Below are 16,032 nucleotides of genomic sequence, written 5' to 3'. Positions count from 1 at the left end.
CGGGCCCTGCGGGGCGGCCGGAGGACCGGCGGGCGGCGGCGTCGCCGAGGAGGGGGCCGAGGGAGCGGGCGGCCGCGCGCCCGGCCCGGCCTGCGGGTCGAGCGCCGGAGCGACCGCCGTAGCCGGCAGCCGGCTCCCGCCCGACATGAGCGCCGTCGGAGCATCGGGGCCGACCGGCGGCGGGGTGGCGTCGCCGTCCACCGTCACCGGCGGCGCGAACACCGTCGCGGGCAGCGGCACGGACACGTCGTCGCCACCGTCCGTGCTCGTGTCGGTCCAGCCGGTGCTCCCGGCCGGACGTGCGGGCACACCGTCGGACGCCGTCGGCTCGTGGTCGGCGCCTCCCGCGCTCGGCCACGCAGGGCCGCCGCGCGGGGCGTCCCCGTCGTCCGCAGCAGCGCCGGCATCCGGCCACGGCGTGGCGGTCGAAGGCGCCGACGAGGAACTCCCCGTCTCCTGCGAGGAGTTGCCGCCGGACGAAGCGGAGTCGTCGTCGCCCGTGGCGGGGGTCCCTCCCAGGCCGGGGACACCCGGAGAGGACGGCACACCCGCGGGCGCGGGCGACGCGTCGGCGTCCGTGCCGGACACCGCCGCACGCCGGTCCGGGATGCCCAGCTTGTCCGCCGCCTCCTGCAACCACTCCGGCGGGCTCAGCAGGAACGACGTCTGGTTCAGATCGATACGCTGCGGCGGCTCCGCCGCGGCCGGGACCGCCGCGGCCACCTGCGCCCCGTACTCCTCCTCGTACCGGCGGATCACCTCACCCACCGGCAGCCCCGGCCACAGCGTCGCCTCACCGCTGTCCCGGGCGATCACCAGCCGCTGCTCCCCGCCGTCCGAACGCGCACCGCCCTCGCGGTCCTCCGCCCACACCACGAAGCCCAGCTCGAACTCCCGCACCCGCACCTCGCGGTGCTGGTACGCGGGCACATCACCGTTCACCCACTCCTCGGCGCGCTCCTGCGCCTGCGCAAACGTCACCATCGGACCGTCACCCCTCGCCCGGAACCGGAACGGCCCGCGCGAAGCCGCCGTCCACCATCAGATTCGCCACGGTCTCCAGCTCCGGCGGATTGCCGGCGAGCCGCCGCAGGAACGCGTCGAAGTCCTCGCCGCACGGCAGCAGCAGGCGATCCACCCGCTCCTGCACGTTCCAGCCGGCCTCTTCGCTGACGTCCCGCGCGTCGTCGTACGCGCAGAACCACACCGACCCGACGTCCGACCCCCTCACCTTCACCGCGAGGATCCCGCCCTGGACGAAGGCGACGCCCAGATAGTCCTTCGTCAGATGGTCGCGAAGACACTTGTTGACGTACACCAGGTCGTTCACCGCGGCCTCGTCGCGCACCGTGAAGAACGGCTGGTCCACCAGCAGCCCCAGCTCCGCGTCGAGCGCCGCGCCCACCGGCGCGCAACCGCCCGCCGCCTTCAGGAAGGAGCGGTACGGGCCGGGCAGCCGGTAGCCCAGGTCCTCCTCGACCCCCTGCAACTGCTGCTCGGTCACCGACACCGCGTTCCTCGGCAGACCGAAGTGCGCGGGCCGCGTCTCCTGGAGCGGGCGCGTGCCGCGCTTGCCCTGGTCCACCGGAGCCGTCGCCAGACCGCCGTGATGCCGCAGCAGCGCCTTCACCTCGACCGGCACCAGCTCGAGCCGGCGCGTGCCCGGCACGTGGTGCCAGGTCCAGCCGTGCGGCGTCGCCACCGCGGGAACCGTGTCCCACAGCGCGTGCCCGTCCGCGTGCAGCGCCGCGTTCGCCGACACGAAGTCGGTGAGCCGCAACTCGTCCACGCCGAAGCCCTCCGGGGGCTCGGCGATCTCCGCCGCCGCGCGCGCGTACGGCGAGAAGTCCGGGAAGCCGTTGTCGTCAATGCGCACCCCGTGCGGATGACGCGCCGCCCGGACCGGATCCGGGAAGTGCACGACCTGCCCGGCGTAGGCCGCATTCGGTGGCGCGGTACGCGCGCCGGCCCCGGGGCCCATTGCTGCCCCCAGGCCCTGCCGACCTGTCGTCATGGCGATTTGCCCCCTGTGGCGTCTGGCTGGTTCAGCACAGCCTATGCGGTACGGCAAGACGGGCTGCCGACGCTCCACTTCCGTAACGAACAGTCACTTTCGAGTGACCCAGAGCCCATCGGCGACACGTTTCAGCTACCCAGCTTCCACACCCCGCGCCCCATTTGGCAGGCTGTTCCCTCGCCACTCGGGGGAGTGCACGGGAGGGACCGAAGCGCCATGCGAACAGCGCGACCACGCACGACCGGTGATCCACGCCTCAGCTGGAGCAGCGACGACACCGCACGCCCGCCCGGCCTCCGCCACCGCCGCGACGGCATCCTGCCCGCCGTCGCCGCGGCACTCTCCGTACGCGGCGAGACCCTGACCTGCACCGCCGGCAAGGGCGACCAGCCACCCACACTCCACCCGCTCGTACAGGACTTCCTCGACACCCTCACCAGCGGCCAGCGCGAACGCTTCACCGGCCGGTGCCCCGAGGCCATCCTGCTCTCCCGGCACCTCGCCTCCGCCGAGAACCAGCGCTCCAAACGCGCCCAGCGCAAGCCCCTCACCCACAGCGAGGCCCGCCGCGCGCTCAAGCACTCCAAGCTCACCGCACGACGCATCCGCGAGGACGGCGACCCGCTCCACGGCAGCTACGCGCCGCCCTGCCGGTCGTGCACCGCGATGCTGGACCACTTCGGCGTACGCCCCGTCGACCCGACCGCACCCGAGAACGGCTGACACCCACACCGATGCCCGACCACCTCAGCACGACCCGGTTCCCCGTCGCCGTCGACGCAGCACTGCGCGAGGCGGGCTGGCAGCCCGGCCGGTGGGACATCAAGCAGGCCGAGCACTGGGCCGACACCCTGCGCGCACACGCCTCCCCCGCCGGCCACCGGCACAGCGTCTTCCCCGCCGTCGTCGAGGCCTGGGCCGAATTCGGCGGGCTGACCGTCACCGCCCCCGGACCCGGCCGACAGCACGCCCCCGCCCCGTTGCACTTCGACCCCCTCGCCGGCCTCCACCTCGCCCGCACCCTCTCCGACCTGGGACGCGCCCTGGACACCGAGATCTCACCGCTCGGGAGGGAAGGAGACCACCAGGCGGTGCTCGCCATGGACACCGAGGGCCGCGTCTACAGCATCGACCACACCGGCGACTGGTACCTGGGCCCGGACCTCGACCAGGCGCTCACCACGCTGATCACCGGCATCCAGCCCGCCCGCCTCACGACCGGGTAGCGCCAGGCCGGGCGGCACCTCCACGTCTCGGTCAGACCGCCTCGACGCGGTACGGGAGAACCGCCGAGACCCGGAAACCGCCGACATCCGTCGGGCCCGAGACGAACACCCCGCCCAGCGCCGTGACCCGCTCGCGCATCCCCACCAGTCCGTTCCCCCCACTCGGCAGACCCGGCGCCGACGCGACGCCCGCCGCATCCGGAGCACCGTTCTCCACCTGCATGGCGACCTCGGCCTCACGGTGCGCCAGCCGCACCCTCACCTTCGCGCCCGCCGCATGCTTGTGCACATTGGTCAACGCCTCCTGCACCACGCGGTACGCCGTCTGCTCCACCTCCGGCGCGTAGCCCCGCGCCTCCCCCTGCACCGCGAACTCCACCACCATGCCCGCCTGCCGGGACTGACCCACCAGCACCTCGATGTCCGCCAGAGACGGACCGTCCTGCGCCGCCGCAGCCGCGGCCGCAGCGGCCGCCGCCCCGACCGCCGCCAACGGCACGGGCTTGTCGGCCGCACGCCGCTGCCCCTCACCCGCACGCAGCACCCCGAGCATCTCCCGCAGCTCCGTCAGCGCCTGCCGGCCCATGTCGCCCACCAGCGCGGCATTCCTCACCGCCTTCTGCGGATCCTTCAGCGCCACCGCCTGCAACGCCGCCGCGTGCACCACCATCAGGCTCACCCGGTGGGCCACCACGTCGTGCATCTCACGCGCGATCCGCGTCCGCTCCTCCTGACGCGCCCACTGCGCCCGCTGCTCCGCACGGTCCGCCAGCAGCGACAACTCCTGCTCCAGCGAGTCCGCCCGCTCCCGCAAGCTCTCCATCAGCCGACGCCGCGCCCCTATGTAGAGACCGAAGAGCACCGGCGGAGCCGTCAGCCCCAGCGACATGAAGCCGGCCATCAACGGCACGTACCAGGCGCCGAAGTCCCCGCCCTGCACGTCCTGGCGCACCCGCACGAACGTCACGATGAACGTCGCCGCCAGCGACATCCCGGCCAGCGTCGCCGTGATCCGCCGCGGCACCTCCGAGGCGGCCAGCGTGTACAGGCCGACGACGGCCATCAGATAGCCCATCTCCGCCGGCGTCGTCGCCACCGACACCAGCACCACGGCGATGGGCCACCGCCGCCTGAGCACCAGCACCGAACCGACGGCCAGTCCGAACAGCACCCCGAACGGCACCGGCAGCGCTGCGTGCTCGGCGAACACGACCCCCTGCAGCGCGCATTCCACGGCGGACACGGCCGCCAGCCCCACGTCGAGCACGGCACTGCGCCGCCGCCCCCACCACAGCCACGCCCGGGCGGTCGAACCCGTGGCGTCCTGCTCTGCCCCCGTTGCGGTCATGGCTCCCAGACTACGGGCGGGCGCGAGTCATTTTCGCGGGAGTGCGGGAGCACGAAGCGTGCGCACTTCCTGGCGAAATGCACCAGAAACCCTCGAACTGATGAATCGACCAAAGTTTCGACCCGGACGTCCGCATTCCGGACGACGATCACCCCATGACACGCACCGCCGGCATGTACGCCGACTTCGAGGCCCTCCGCACACAGGCCATAGCCCTGCGCCGCGAGGGCCTCAGCCTCCGCCAGATCCGCGACCGCCTCCGCATCGACAACAACGACCTCCTCCACCGCCTGGTCAAGGGCGAGCCCCCGCCGGAATGGACGAAGCGCCCGAACGCCAAGGACGACCTGCGCGCCAGGGCCCGTGAACTCCGGCTCCAGGGCATGACCTACGACCAGATCCAGGTGGAGCTGGGCTGCTCGAAGAGCTCGATCTCCCTGTGGGTACGGGACCTGCCGAAGCCTGAGCGCAAGCGCTCCCGCGAGGAGGCCTCGGCGATCGCCCGCCGCGGGTGGGAGGTGACCTTACGGCGGCGTGAGGCAGAGCGCAGGGAGACGAAGTCCAGAGCAGCGCTCGACATCGGCGCGCTGTCGGAACGGGAGCTGCTCCTCGTGGGCGCGGCCCTGTACTGGGCAGAGGGGACGAAGGACAAGCCGTACGCCCGTCGGGAGCGAGTGACCTTCGTCAACAGTGACCCACGAATGATTCAGGTGTTCATCGCGTGGCTGGACCTCGTCGGAATCGAGCGAGAACGCCTCAGGTTCCACGTCATGATCCACGAGTCGGCCGACGTCACCGCCGCCGAGCAGTATTGGGCGAACCTCATCGGCGCCTATCCGGCCGCGTTCGGCAAGACGACCCTCAAACGCCACAACCCCACGACCGTGCGGAAGAACACCGGCGAGGACTACCGGGGCTGTCTGGTGATCCACGTTCAGAGGAGTGCCGACTTGTACCGTCGCATCGAGGGCTGGTGGTGCGGCATAGTAGGGGCTGCATCCGCAGCCGATCAACGAAATCGGACATAGCGGTAATCCCGGGTCGTCTAAGGGCAAGACGTCAGATTTTGGTTCTGATCATGGGGGTTCGAGTCCTCCCCCGGGAGCTGCATGCATGGTTCGGGTCCTGACCTCCCCGGTCAGGACCCGCGCTCGTTTCTCGCCTGAAACCCCCCGGTATCCTTCGGATGTCCACCACCCGAAGCCGAAGGGCATACCCGTGAGCGCCAATCGCCCGGCAGCCGTCGTCGTTCTTGCAGCGGGTGAGGGCACCCGCATGAAGTCGAAGACTCCCAAGGTCCTGCACGAAATCGCCGGGCGTTCGCTCGTCGGACACGTCGTCTGCGCCGCCCGCGAGCTCGAGCCCGAGCAGCTCGTCGTGGTCGTCGGCCACGCGCGTGAGCAGGTCGAGGGGCACCTCGCGGAGCACTACGCGGGGACCCGTACCGCCTTCCAGGCCGAGCAGAACGGCACCGGCCACGCCGTGCGCATGGGTCTCGAGGAGCTCGGCGGGGAGCTGCGCGGCACCGTGATCGTCGTCTGCGGCGACACCCCGCTGCTGTCCGGGGACACGCTGACCGCCCTGGCCGCCACGCACGCCGCCGACGGCAACGCGGTGACCGTGCTGACCGCCGAGGTGCCTGACTCCACCGGATACGGGCGCATCGTGCGCGACGACGCGACCGGCGCCGTGACGGCGATCGTCGAGCACAAGGACGCGACCGACGCGCAGCGCGCGATCCGCGAGATCAACTCCGGTGTGTTCGCGTTCGACGGGGTCCTGCTGGCCGACGCGCTGAAGAAGGTGCGGACGGACAACAGCCAGGGCGAGGAGTACCTGACCGACGTGCTCGCGATCCTGCGCGAGGCGGGGCACCGGGTCGGCGCCTCGGTCGCCGCCGACCACCGGGAGATCCTGGGCATCAACAACCGCGTGCAGCTCGCCGAGGCGCGCCGGCTGCTGAACGAGCGGCTGTTGGAGCGGGCGATGCTGGCGGGTGTCACGGTCGTGGATCCGGCGTCGGTGCTCCTGGATGTGACGGTGACTTTCGGCCAGGACGTCGTCGTGCATCCCGGCACGCAGCTGCTGGGCGCCACGCATCTGGCGGAGGACGCCGAGGTCGGCCCCAACTCGCGGCTGAAGGACACCGTGGTGGGCGCGGGCGCCCGGGTGGACAACACGGTGGCGGACCGCGCGGAGATCGGCGCTGCGGCGACCGTCGGTCCGTTCGCGTATCTGCGCCCGGGGACGAAGCTGGGCGCCAAGGGCAAGATCGGTACGTACGTCGAGACGAAGAACGCCGTGATCGGCGAGGGCACGAAGGTGCCGCACCTCTCCTATGTCGGTGACGCGACGATCGGGGACCACTCCAACATCGGTGCGGCGAGCGTCTTCGTGAACTACGACGGCGAGAAGAAGCACCACACGACGATCGGGTCCCACTGCCGTACGGGCTCGGACAACATGTTTGTGGCTCCTGTCACGATCGGGGACGGCGCGTACACCGCCGCCGGGTCGGTGATCACGAAGGACGTGCCGCCGGGCTCGCTGGCCGTCGCCCGTGGCCAGCAGCGGAATATCGAGGGCTGGGTGGCTCGCAAGCGCCCGGGCAGCGCTGCCGCGCAGGCCGCCACGGCGGCAACGGAAGGCGTCGCCGAGGGGAACTGACCGGAAACGGCTGCGTCGAACTCGGCGTACCGTGATACGTGCACACAAATTCGGCTGGCTCGCGCCCAGGATCTTCGCGGCCAGAGAACACGTCTGAGGAGACAGTGCTGTGACCGGGATCAAGACGACCGGCGAGAAGAAGCTGATGCTCTTCTCCGGCCGCGCCCACCCCGAGCTGGCCGAGGAGGTTGCGCACCAGCTCGGTGTCGGCCTCGTCCCGACGAAGGCTTTCGATTTCGCCAACGGCGAGATCTACGTTCGTTTCCAGGAGTCGGCCCGTGGTGCCGACTGCTTCCTGATGCAGAGCCACACGGCTCCCATCAACAAGTGGATCATGGAGCAGCTGATCATGATCGATGCTCTGAAGCGGGCTTCGGCCCGGAGCATCACCGTGATCATCCCGTCGTACGGCTACGCCCGTCAGGACAAGAAGCACCGCGGCCGTGAGCCGATCTCGGCCCGTCTGATCGCCGATCTGCTGAAGACCGCCGGCGCGGACCGCATCCTCACGGTGGATCTGCACACGGACCAGATCCAGGGCTTCTTCGACGGCCCGGTGGACCACCTGTCGGCGCTGCCGGTCCTCGCGGACTACGTGGGCGCGAAGGTGGACCGGAACAAGCTGACGATCGTGTCCCCGGACGCGGGCCGCGTGCGTGTCGCGGACCGCTGGTGCGACCGCCTGGACGCGCCGCTGGCGATCGTGCACAAGCGCCGTGACAAGGACGTCGCCAACCAGGTGACGGTCCACGAGGTCGTGGGCGAGGTCAAGGGCCGGGTGTGTGTGCTGGTCGACGACATGATCGACACGGCGGGCACGATCTGCGCCGCGGCGGACGCGCTGTTCGCGAACGGCGCCGAGGACGTGATCGTGACGGCGACGCACGGCATCCTGTCGGGCCCTGCCGCCGATCGCCTGAAGAACTCCAAGGTGAGCGAGTTCGTGCTGACGAACACGCTGCCGACTCCGGGTGAGCTGGAGCTGGACAAGATCAAGGTGCTGTCGATGGCACCGACGATCGCGCGTGCCGTGCGCGAGGTCTTCGAGGACGGCTCGGTGACGAGCCTGTTCGAGGAAGAGAAGTAGGACACGGCAGAGCCGAGGAGGGGCCGTTCCGCACTGCGCGGGGCGGCCCTTCCGCTTGTCGGCGTGGTCCGTGGTGGTCCGTGGGCGGCCCTTCGTGTGATCCATTTGGGCGCCAGGCGGGTGCCGCGTAGACTGTCGTAGTTGCTCGGCGAGGGAGGCCGCACTTCTGGTGCGGCGGTCCGTTATCGACGCGCTCTTCGTAGCAGGCCTGTCGTGGCCGGGTGACCGCCACCAGTTTCCGCATCTACGAGGAGTGCACATGTCCGAGGTGAAGCTCGCCGCAGAGCTCCGTTCCGAGTTCGGCAAGGGCGCCGCCCGCCGTATCCGCCGTGACAACAAGGTCCCGGGCGTTCTGTACGGCCACGGCTCCGACCCGGTCCACGTCACGCTGCCGGGCCACGACCTGCTGCTCGCTCTGCGTACCCCGAACGTCCTGCTGTCCCTGGAGATCGAGGGCAAGAACGAGCTGGCCATCCCGAAGGCCGTGCAGCGCGACCCGCTGAAGGGCTTCCTGGAGCACGTCGACCTGCTGCTCGTGAAGCGCGGCGAGAAGGTCAGCGTCGACATCCCGGTCCACACCGAGGGTGAGCTGGCGCCGGGCGCCTTCCTGGTCGAGCACGTGCTGAACGCCCTGCCGGTCGAGGCCGAGGCCACCCACATCCCCGAGTCCGTCTCGGTCTCCATCGAGGGCCTGTCCGCCGGTGACTCCGTCCTGGCCAAGGACATCACCCTGCCCAAGGGCACCACGCTGACGGTCGAGGACGACACCGTCGTCCTGCAGGTTCTGGCCGCGCAGGCCGAGGAGCCGGCCGCCGAGGCCGAGGGCGAGGGCGAAGAGGCCGCCGAGGCCTGAGCCGTAAGCTCTGCTTGAGGCTTTTCACGGGGTGGCGGGCTGCGGCCTGCCACCCCGTTCTTCCTGTTCGGGCCGGTGACGAGGAGACGCAGCGCAGATGTCCGACGTGAACGCACCCTGGCTGATCGTGGGCCTCGGCAATCCGGGGCCCGGTTACGCCGCCAACCGGCACAACGTGGGCTTCATGGTCGCCGACCTGCTGGCCGAGCGGATCGGCGGCTCGTTCAAGCGTGCGCAGAAGGCGCAGGCGCAGGTGCTGGAGGGCCGTATCGGCGCTCCGGGTCCGTCGAACCGGCGGGTGATCCTGGCGAAGCCCATGTCGTACATGAACCTGTCCGGCGGTCCGGTGACGGCGCTGCGGGACTTCTACAAGGTGCCGACCGCGCATGTCGTGGCCGTCCATGACGAGTTGGACATCGACTACGGCACGCTGCGGCTGAAGCTGGGCGGCGGGGACAACGGCCACAATGGGCTGAAGTCGATGACGAAGGCGATGGGGCCGGACTACCACCGGGTGCGGTTCGGGATCGGCCGGCCGCCGGGCCGGATGCAGGTCGCGGACTTCGTGCTGAAGGACTTCTCGTCGGCCGAGCGCAAGGAGCTGGACTACTTCGTGGACCGTGCGGCGGACGCGGTGGAGTGTCTGGTGATCGACGGGCTGGAGCGGGCGCAGGGGACGTACAACTCCTGAGACCTGGGTCTCCTCCTGCCGGTCCGAGGTTGACCCGCGGCAGCCCTATGGCCAAGGATCGCGGGCCATGAAGCGGAACTCCTCCGGCCGGATGCTGACCCACGCCCGTAAGGCGGCGATGGCACTCGTCGCCCTGCTCCTCCTGGTCGCCGGGTTCTCGTCGTCCTGGGGCAATGCGCAGCACATCCTGCTCTCCAAGGGCCGCGAGCACGGCACGCTGACGGTCGCCCGCTGCGGCGACGAGGTGTGCACGGGACCGTACGTGCCCAAGGCCCCGGCGCCGGAGCGCGACCGGGTGACGATCGACCGTTCCGTCGCGGTGAAGAAGGGCGTGACGCTCGCCGTCGTACTGAAGCCGGGTACGGGCGAGGCGGTGCGGACGGGGCCCGCGGGCGGCCTCCATGCCTGGTTGCCCCTGGGCGGTGCACTGCTGCTGGCGGCGCTGGTGATCGGCGGCGGACTGCGGCTGACGCGGGTGGCGTGGGTGTCGGCGTCTGCGGGCGGGGCGTTGCTGGTGGCGTCGTTCCTGGTGCTGTAGGGCCGTCAGGGGCCGTTGAACACTCGCGAGTTCACCTGATCGTTATCAGGACTATCGAGGGCGAATCAGCATCTCTGGTGCAGATGCGGAACAAGAGCCCTTGACTGGCGCGTGGGTTCACAGGACGCTGAGCCGCCCCCCACGCCATCTTCCCTCTCTCACGATGGACACCTATATGCGCATCCTTCGTCCCACCGGCGCTCTGGTGGCTGCCGCAGCGCTCTCGCTGTCGGCCGCTCCCGCCGCTTTCGCCACGCCGCCCGGCGACAACGGCACCGTGAAGATCCACGACTCCGCGACCGGCGAGGAACTCCGCAAGAACGAGCCGAAGGTCTGCGAGTTCTACCTCGACGCCTTCGGCTTCGACGCCGGCCAGCAGGTCCAGTGGCACATCGAGGCCTGGGCGAACAACGACCTGGCCAAGGGCGAGACCGTGAAGTCCGGTTCGCTCACCCTCGACGCCGACGGCCACGAGCGCACCGTGGACATGACCCTGCCCGACGGGCAGTACAAGCTGTTCTGGAACTTCGACGGCGAGCACGGCAAGGCCAAGCACAAGGTCTTCAAGTCCGACTGCGAGGACGACAAGCCGGGCGACGACAAGCCCGGTGACGACAAGCCGGGCGAGGACAAGCCGGGCGAGGACAAGCCCGGTGAGGACAAGCCCGGTGACGACAAGCCGGGCAGCGAGCCGTCGAGCACGCCCGACACCTCGGCCCCCGCGGCCCCCGCGCCGAGCGGTGACGACACGTCCGGCGACCTCGCCGAGACCGGCAACGGCGCGCCCCTCGGTGTGCTCGCGGGCGTCGCTGCCGCGCTGGTCGCCGGTGGCGGCTACCTGCTGGCCCGTCGCCGTACGGCCCGTCAGCACTGACACCTGACATGAGGATGCCCCTCGCCTGAGTTCAGGCGAGGGGCATCCTCATGCCGTGCGGCGTCAGCCCGTGTTGCGCAGGCCGGCCGCGACGCCGTTGACGGTCAGCAGCAGGGCGCGGGCCAGCAGCGGGTCCGGCTCCTCGCCGCGCTCGGCCGCGTCGCGCTGCCGCTTGAGGAGCGCGACCTGGAGGTAGGAGATCGGGTCCAGGTACGCGTCACGGATCGCGAACGTCTGGCGCAGCACCGGGTTGGAGCCGACCAGTTCGTCGTTGCCGGTCACCTTCAGCACCTCGCTGACGGTGAGTGCGTGCTCGGCCTCGATGACGTCGAAGACGTGCTTGAGGTGGTCGGGCACGAGCGTGTCGACGTAGTGGCGGGCGATCCGCAGGTCGGTCTTCGCGAGCGTCATCTCCACGTTGGCGATGAAGTTCTGGAAGAAGTGCCACTGCTCGTGCATCTCGTCGAGCACGGTGTCGAGACCCGCCTCGCGCAGCGCCTTGAGGCCGGAGCCGACGCCGAACCAGCCGGGCACGATCTGCCGCGACTGCGTCCAGCCGAAGACCCACGGAATGGCGCGCAGACCGTCGAGACCGGCACCGGAGTCGGGACGGCGCGAGGGCCGAGAGCCGAGGTGGAGCTCGGCGAGCTGGTCGACGGGGGTGGAGGCGAAGAAGTACGCGGGCAGGTCCGGGTCCTCGACCAGCCTGCGGTACGCGTCATGGGCGGCGTCGGAGACGGTGTCCATGGCCGCGTCCCAGCGGGCGAGCGCCTCGTCGGACTGGCGGGGGGCGGTGTGCAGCGCGGAGGCCTGGAGGGTGGCGGCGACCGTCAGCTCCAGGTTCTCCCTGGCCAGCGAGGGGATCAGGTACTTGTCGGAGATGACCTCGCCCTGCTCGGTCACCTTGATCTCGCCCTCGAGGGTGCCCCAGGGCTGGGCGAGGATCGCGTCGTGCGAGGGGCCGCCGCCGCGGCCGACGGTGCCGCCGCGGCCGTGGAAGAGCCGGAGGCGCACCCCGTGGCGGTGGGCGACGTCGCGCAGCCTGCGCTGGGCGCGGTGGATCTCCCACTGGCTGGTGGTGATGCCGCCGAACTTGGAGGAGTCGGAGTAGCCGAGCATGACCTCCTGGACGTCGCCGCGCAGCGAGACGAGTCGCCGGTAGGAGGGGTCGGCGAGCATGCCTTCGAGGATGACGTCGGCGGCCTTGAGCTCGTCGGTGGTCTCCAGCAGCGGCACGATGCCGATCTTGGCCCAGCCGGCGTGCAGGTCGATGAGTCCGGCCTCGCGGGCGAGGACGGCGGCGGCGAAGACGTCGTCGGCGCCCTGGCACATGGAGATGATGTACGACTCGATGACCTCGGGCCCGAAGCGTTCGAAGGCTTCCTTGACCGTGTGGAAGACGCCGAGGGTCTTCTCCCCGGCGGCGTCCAGCGGCGCGGGCGTGGGCGCGAGCGGGCGCCGGGAGCGGAGCTCCTTGGCGAGCAGCTTCTGCCGGTACTCGCGCGGCATATCGGCGTAGCGCCAGGACTCCTCGCCCAGCCGGTCGAAGAGCTGCCCGAGGGCGTGGTGGTGGGCGTCCGCGTGCTCGCGCACGTCCATGGTGGCGAGCTGGAGGCCGAACGCGGACAGGGTGCGGATGACGCGGTCCATGCGGCCGTCGGCGAACAGCCCGCCGCGGTGCTCGCGCAGCGAGGTCTGGATGAGGGCGAGGTCGCTGATCAGCTCGGCGGTGCCGAGGTAGTCGCGGCCCTCCTCGTGCGGGGTTCCCTTGGCGAGGCGCTCGCGGGTGTTGACGAGCTTCTGGCGGATGCAGGTGGCCTTGAGCCGGTAGGGCTCCTCGGCGTTCAGCCGCTTGTAGCGGGGGCTGATCTCGGGCAGCCGCTCCAGGTCGGTCTGCAGGGAGGCGAGCAGGTCCTCGGTGGCCCCGGCGTAGCGGATGGAGTTGGACAGCAGGCTGCGCAGGTAGTCGATGACCTCGATGGCGTCGGTGATGCCGTGCTCGTGCTGGAGGATCAGCACGTCCCAGGTGACGGCGGGGGTGACGTTGGGGTTGCCGTCGCGGTCGCCGCCGATCCAGGTGCCGAAGGTGAGCGGGCGGGTGCCGGGCGGCAGGTCGACGCCGACGCGCTCCAGCTCGGCGGCCAGGTCCTCCAGGACGTCGCCGACGGCTCCGGCGTGCAGCTCGTCGAGGTAGTAGATCGCGTTGCGCGCCTCGTCGGCCGGCTCGGGGCGTACGACCCGCAGCTCGTCGGTCTGCCAGATGAGGTCGATGTGCTCGGCCAGCCGCAGGTCGTGGCGGCGCCGGTCGGCGGCGATGCCGGGGTTCTCCAGCAGCTCGGCGATGCGGCGGAGCTTGTTCAGCACGGAGCGCCGGGCGGCCTCGGTGGGGTGCGCGGTGAAGACCGGGCGCACGTTGAGGTTGCGGACGGTCTCCCGCAGGTGCTCGGGGTCGGCGTCCTTGAGCCGGTCGGCGGTGCGGGCCAGCAGCCCGCCCTCGGCCGCGCGGCGCTCGCGCATCTCGTGGCCGCGGTGCACCTGCTCGGTGACGTTGGCCAGGTGGAAGTACGTGGAGAAGGCGCGGACCAGCTTGGCCGCGGTCTCCAGGTCGGTGTCGCCCAGCAGCTCGGCGGCTGCCTCACCGTCGGTGCGCGTCAGGGCGCGGACCCGCTCGACGAGCTCCAGGAGCTCGGGACCCTCCTGGCGGACGAGGGTCTCGCCCAGGAGATCGCCCAGTCGGCGGATGTCGGCACGAAGCTCGGCGCTGGCGGTGGGGGACTGGTCGGCACTGCTCACAGGTGCGGCTCCTTGCAGTGTTTGAGCACGTCTGGAGGGGTACTGGAGGCTTGCGGACCGCGCTGTCCGACGACACCAAGGATAGGTGTCCATTTCCCTGACGTTGTCCGCAGGTCTCTTGCCCCGCCGCCGGGCACTGCCATACTTACGTTGCCGTAGGTTACGGAACCGTAGCAACGGCAGTATTCGTCCCCTCTCCCCACCCCCAGGGAACCCTCATGACCACAAGCCCCGATCTGCTGGACGGCACCGCTCAGCCGTCCGCCGACGCACCGTCCGCCACGCTCGGCGGGGACAGCAAGCGGTCGATCGAGCAGATCGCCCTGCTGCTGTTCATCACGGTCCCCTTCCTCGCCCTGCTCGCCGCGGTCCCGCTGGCCTGGGGCTGGGGCGTGAGCTGGCTCGACCTCGGCCTGCTGGTGGCGATGTACTTCATCGGCTGCCACGGCATCACGATCGGCTTCCACCGGTACTTCACGCACGGCTCCTTCAAGGCCAGGCGCCCGCTGCGGATCGCCCTGGCGATCATGGGATCGCTGGCGGTCGAGGGCCCGCTGGTGCGCTGGGTGGCCGACCACCGCAAGCACCACAAGTTCTCCGACGCCGACGGCGACCCGCATTCGCCGTGGCGGTTCGGCGAGACGCTTCCCGCGCTGATGAAGGGCCTGTGGTGGGCGCACATCGGCTGGCTGTTCGACGAGGAGCAGACGCCTCAGCACAAGTACGCCCCCGACCTGATCAAGGACCCGGCGCTGCGCCGCATCTCGCGGGACTTCGTCTGGTGGACGGTGATCTCGCTGGCGATCCCGCCGCTGGTGGGCGGTCTCGTGACGATGTCGTGGTGGGGCGCGTTCACGGCGTTCTTCTGGGGCTCGCTGGTCCGCGTCGCGCTGCTGCACCACGTGACGTGGTCGATCAACTCGATCTGCCACGCGGTGGGCAAGCGCCCGTTCAAGTCGCGCGACCGCTCGGGCAACGTGTGGTGGCTGGCGGTGCTGTCGTGCGGTGAGTCGTGGCACAACCTGCACCACGCGGACCCGACGAGCGCGCGGCACGGGGTGCTGCGGGGCCAGGTGGACTCCAGCGCCCGGCTGATCCGCTGGTTCGAGCTGGCGGGCTGGGCGTACGACGTGCGCTGGCCGCAGCAGTCCCGTATCGACGCCCGTCGCGCGGACGCGGACGGTGAGGACGCCCGCGGCAAGCGCGCCACCGCCGACGCGGCATGATGGACGGCGTGGCGAGTGACGGCAGTACGAGCAGCACGGACAAGAACCGGTCGCCCGGCGGGAGGCGGGCCCGCCGGGTGCGGATGACCGGCGCCGAGCGCCGGGAGCAGTTGCTGGACATCGGACGCACCCTCTTCGCCGAGAAGGGCTTCGAGGGCACGTCGGTCGAGGAGATCGCGGCCAAGGCGGGTGTCTCCAAGCCGGTCGTGTACGAGCACTTCGGGGGCAAGGAGGGCCTGTACGCGGTCGTGGTGGACCGTGAGATGCGCCAGCTGCTGGACATGGTGACGGGCGCACTGACGGCCGGCCATCCCCGGGAGCTGCTGGAGCAGGCGGCGTTCGCGCTGCTGGACTACATCGAGACGTACACGGACGGTTTCCGCATCCTGGTCCGCGATTCGCCGGTGGCCCAGTCGACGGGTACGTTCGCGTCCCTGATCAGCGACATCGCCACGCAGGTCGAGGACATTCTCGGCATGGAGTTCAAGAACCGCGGTTTCGACCCGAAGCTCGCCCCGCTGTACGCGCAGGCGCTGGTGGGCATGGTGGCGCTGACGGGCCAGTGGTGGGTGGACGCCCGCCGCCCGAAGAAGGCGGAGGTCGCGGCGCATCTGGTGAACCTGGCGTGGCACGGCCTGGACGGTCTGGAGCAGAAGCCGCGCCTGATAGGTCACCGCAAGAACTGACGCGGCGGCGTCCCGCTGCGAAGTCC

14 protein-coding genes, 1 tRNA gene and 1 pseudogene are annotated in these 16,032 nt (G+C 70.6%); 12 read left to right on the top strand and 4 right to left on the bottom strand.

Translation table 11 applies throughout. The annotated features are described in order from the left end of the window. Positions 1–984, bottom strand: a pseudogene (locus tag HW130_RS17840) (hypothetical protein); the annotation flags it as partial. 7 nt (positions 985–991) lie between these two features. Further along, a complete protein-coding gene (locus HW130_RS17835) occupies positions 992–2,014 on the bottom strand; it encodes an SMI1/KNR4 family protein (protein ID WP_177150604.1) in 1,023 nt (340 codons plus the stop codon). Between the two features lie 219 nt (positions 2,015–2,233). Here HW130_RS17835 and HW130_RS17830 point away from each other — a divergent pair, with 219 nt between their 5' ends. After that, entirely contained in the window at positions 2,234–2,740 is a 507-nt protein-coding gene (locus tag HW130_RS17830) for a YwqJ-related putative deaminase (protein ID WP_177150603.1), read from the top strand. 11 nt (positions 2,741–2,751) lie between these two features. Beyond that, complete coding sequence (locus HW130_RS17825) at positions 2,752–3,243, top strand: SUKH-3 domain-containing protein (protein ID WP_177150602.1); 492 nt, start codon at positions 2,752–2,754, stop codon at positions 3,241–3,243. 31 nt (positions 3,244–3,274) lie between these two features. Here the strand turns inward: HW130_RS17825 and HW130_RS17820 are convergent, their stop codons facing one another. Further along, entirely contained in the window at positions 3,275–4,591 is a 1,317-nt protein-coding gene (locus tag HW130_RS17820) for a sensor histidine kinase (RefSeq protein ID WP_177150601.1), read from the bottom strand. Between the two features lie 155 nt (positions 4,592–4,746). On the opposite strand from HW130_RS17820, the gene HW130_RS17815 reads away from it, so the two are divergent. The 8 genes from HW130_RS17815 (at position 4,747) to HW130_RS17780 (ending at position 11,301) form a co-directional block, all read left to right on the top strand. Continuing rightward, a complete protein-coding gene (locus HW130_RS17815; protein ID WP_177150600.1) occupies positions 4,747–5,619 on the top strand; it encodes a hypothetical protein in 873 nt (290 codons plus the stop codon). Positions 5,620–5,625: 6 nt separating this feature from the next. Beyond that, positions 5,626–5,696, top strand: a tRNA-Gln gene (locus tag HW130_RS17810). Between the two features lie 113 nt (positions 5,697–5,809). Further along, positions 5,810–7,258 carry a bifunctional UDP-N-acetylglucosamine diphosphorylase/glucosamine-1-phosphate N-acetyltransferase GlmU gene (gene glmU / locus HW130_RS17805; RefSeq protein WP_177150599.1) on the top strand — a complete coding sequence of 483 codons (1,449 nt, stop codon included), beginning with the start codon at positions 5,810–5,812 and terminating at the stop codon, positions 7,256–7,258. A gap of 109 nt (positions 7,259–7,367) precedes the next feature. Further along, on the top strand, positions 7,368–8,345 hold the full coding sequence (locus HW130_RS17800) for a ribose-phosphate diphosphokinase (protein WP_177150598.1): 978 nt from the start codon (positions 7,368–7,370) through the stop codon (positions 8,343–8,345). Between the two features lie 259 nt (positions 8,346–8,604). Then, complete coding sequence (locus HW130_RS17795; protein WP_177150597.1) at positions 8,605–9,198, top strand: 50S ribosomal protein L25/general stress protein Ctc; 594 nt, start codon at positions 8,605–8,607, stop codon at positions 9,196–9,198. Between the two features lie 97 nt (positions 9,199–9,295). Further along, entirely contained in the window at positions 9,296–9,889 is a 594-nt protein-coding gene (pth, locus tag HW130_RS17790) for an aminoacyl-tRNA hydrolase (protein WP_177150596.1), read from the top strand. Positions 9,890–9,956: 67 nt separating this feature from the next. Beyond that, positions 9,957–10,427, top strand: coding sequence for a hypothetical protein (locus HW130_RS17785; protein ID WP_177150595.1), 471 nt, complete (start codon positions 9,957–9,959; stop codon positions 10,425–10,427). 175 nt (positions 10,428–10,602) lie between these two features. Continuing rightward, positions 10,603–11,301, top strand: coding sequence for an LPXTG cell wall anchor domain-containing protein (locus HW130_RS17780; RefSeq protein WP_177150594.1), 699 nt, complete (start codon positions 10,603–10,605; stop codon positions 11,299–11,301). A 63-nt stretch (positions 11,302–11,364) separates the two neighbouring features. Here the strand turns inward: HW130_RS17780 and ppc are convergent, their stop codons facing one another. Next, positions 11,365–14,094 (bottom strand): phosphoenolpyruvate carboxylase, encoded by a 2,730-nt coding sequence (gene ppc / locus HW130_RS17775; RefSeq protein WP_177150593.1) that lies wholly within the window; start codon positions 14,092–14,094, stop codon positions 11,365–11,367. Positions 14,095–14,312: 218 nt separating this feature from the next. Here ppc and HW130_RS17770 point away from each other — a divergent pair, with 218 nt between their 5' ends. Beyond that, complete coding sequence (locus tag HW130_RS17770) at positions 14,313–15,320, top strand: fatty acid desaturase (protein WP_177150592.1); 1,008 nt, start codon at positions 14,313–14,315, stop codon at positions 15,318–15,320. Next, the gene (locus HW130_RS17765) at positions 15,317–16,006 is read left to right on the top strand and encodes a TetR/AcrR family transcriptional regulator (RefSeq protein WP_177150591.1); all 690 of its coding nucleotides are present in this window, start codon (positions 15,317–15,319) and stop codon (positions 16,004–16,006) included. The genes HW130_RS17770 and HW130_RS17765 overlap by 4 nt, the downstream gene beginning before the upstream one ends. The last annotated feature ends 26 nt before the right edge of the window (positions 16,007–16,032 follow it).

It is taken from the genome of Streptomyces sp. PKU-EA00015 (assembly GCF_013387495.1).
GTDB lineage: Bacteria > Actinomycetota > Actinomycetes > Streptomycetales > Streptomycetaceae > Streptomyces.
Note: the sequence above shows the minus strand (reverse complement) of the source record. Positions and strands in the feature narration are given on the sequence as shown.

Excerpts from the sequence above, each read along its gene's own strand:
- HW130_RS17835 (WP_177150604.1), bottom strand. The coding sequence starts at position 2,014 with ATGACGACAGGTCGGCAGGGCCTGGGGGCAGCAATGGGCCCCGGGGCC.
- HW130_RS17830 (WP_177150603.1), top strand. The coding sequence starts at position 2,234 with ATGCGAACAGCGCGACCACGCACGACCGGTGATCCACGCCTCAGCTGG.
- HW130_RS17825 (WP_177150602.1), top strand. The coding sequence starts at position 2,752 with ATGCCCGACCACCTCAGCACGACCCGGTTCCCCGTCGCCGTCGACGCA.
- HW130_RS17820 (WP_177150601.1), bottom strand. The coding sequence starts at position 4,591 with ATGACCGCAACGGGGGCAGAGCAGGACGCCACGGGTTCGACCGCCCGG.
- HW130_RS17815 (WP_177150600.1), top strand. The coding sequence starts at position 4,747 with ATGACACGCACCGCCGGCATGTACGCCGACTTCGAGGCCCTCCGCACA.
- HW130_RS17795 (WP_177150597.1), top strand. The coding sequence starts at position 8,605 with ATGTCCGAGGTGAAGCTCGCCGCAGAGCTCCGTTCCGAGTTCGGCAAG.
- pth (WP_177150596.1), top strand. The coding sequence starts at position 9,296 with ATGTCCGACGTGAACGCACCCTGGCTGATCGTGGGCCTCGGCAATCCG.
- HW130_RS17785 (WP_177150595.1), top strand. The coding sequence starts at position 9,957 with ATGAAGCGGAACTCCTCCGGCCGGATGCTGACCCACGCCCGTAAGGCG.
- HW130_RS17780 (WP_177150594.1), top strand. The coding sequence starts at position 10,603 with ATGCGCATCCTTCGTCCCACCGGCGCTCTGGTGGCTGCCGCAGCGCTC.
- HW130_RS17770 (WP_177150592.1), top strand. The coding sequence starts at position 14,313 with ATGACCACAAGCCCCGATCTGCTGGACGGCACCGCTCAGCCGTCCGCC.
- HW130_RS17765 (WP_177150591.1), top strand. The coding sequence starts at position 15,317 with ATGATGGACGGCGTGGCGAGTGACGGCAGTACGAGCAGCACGGACAAG.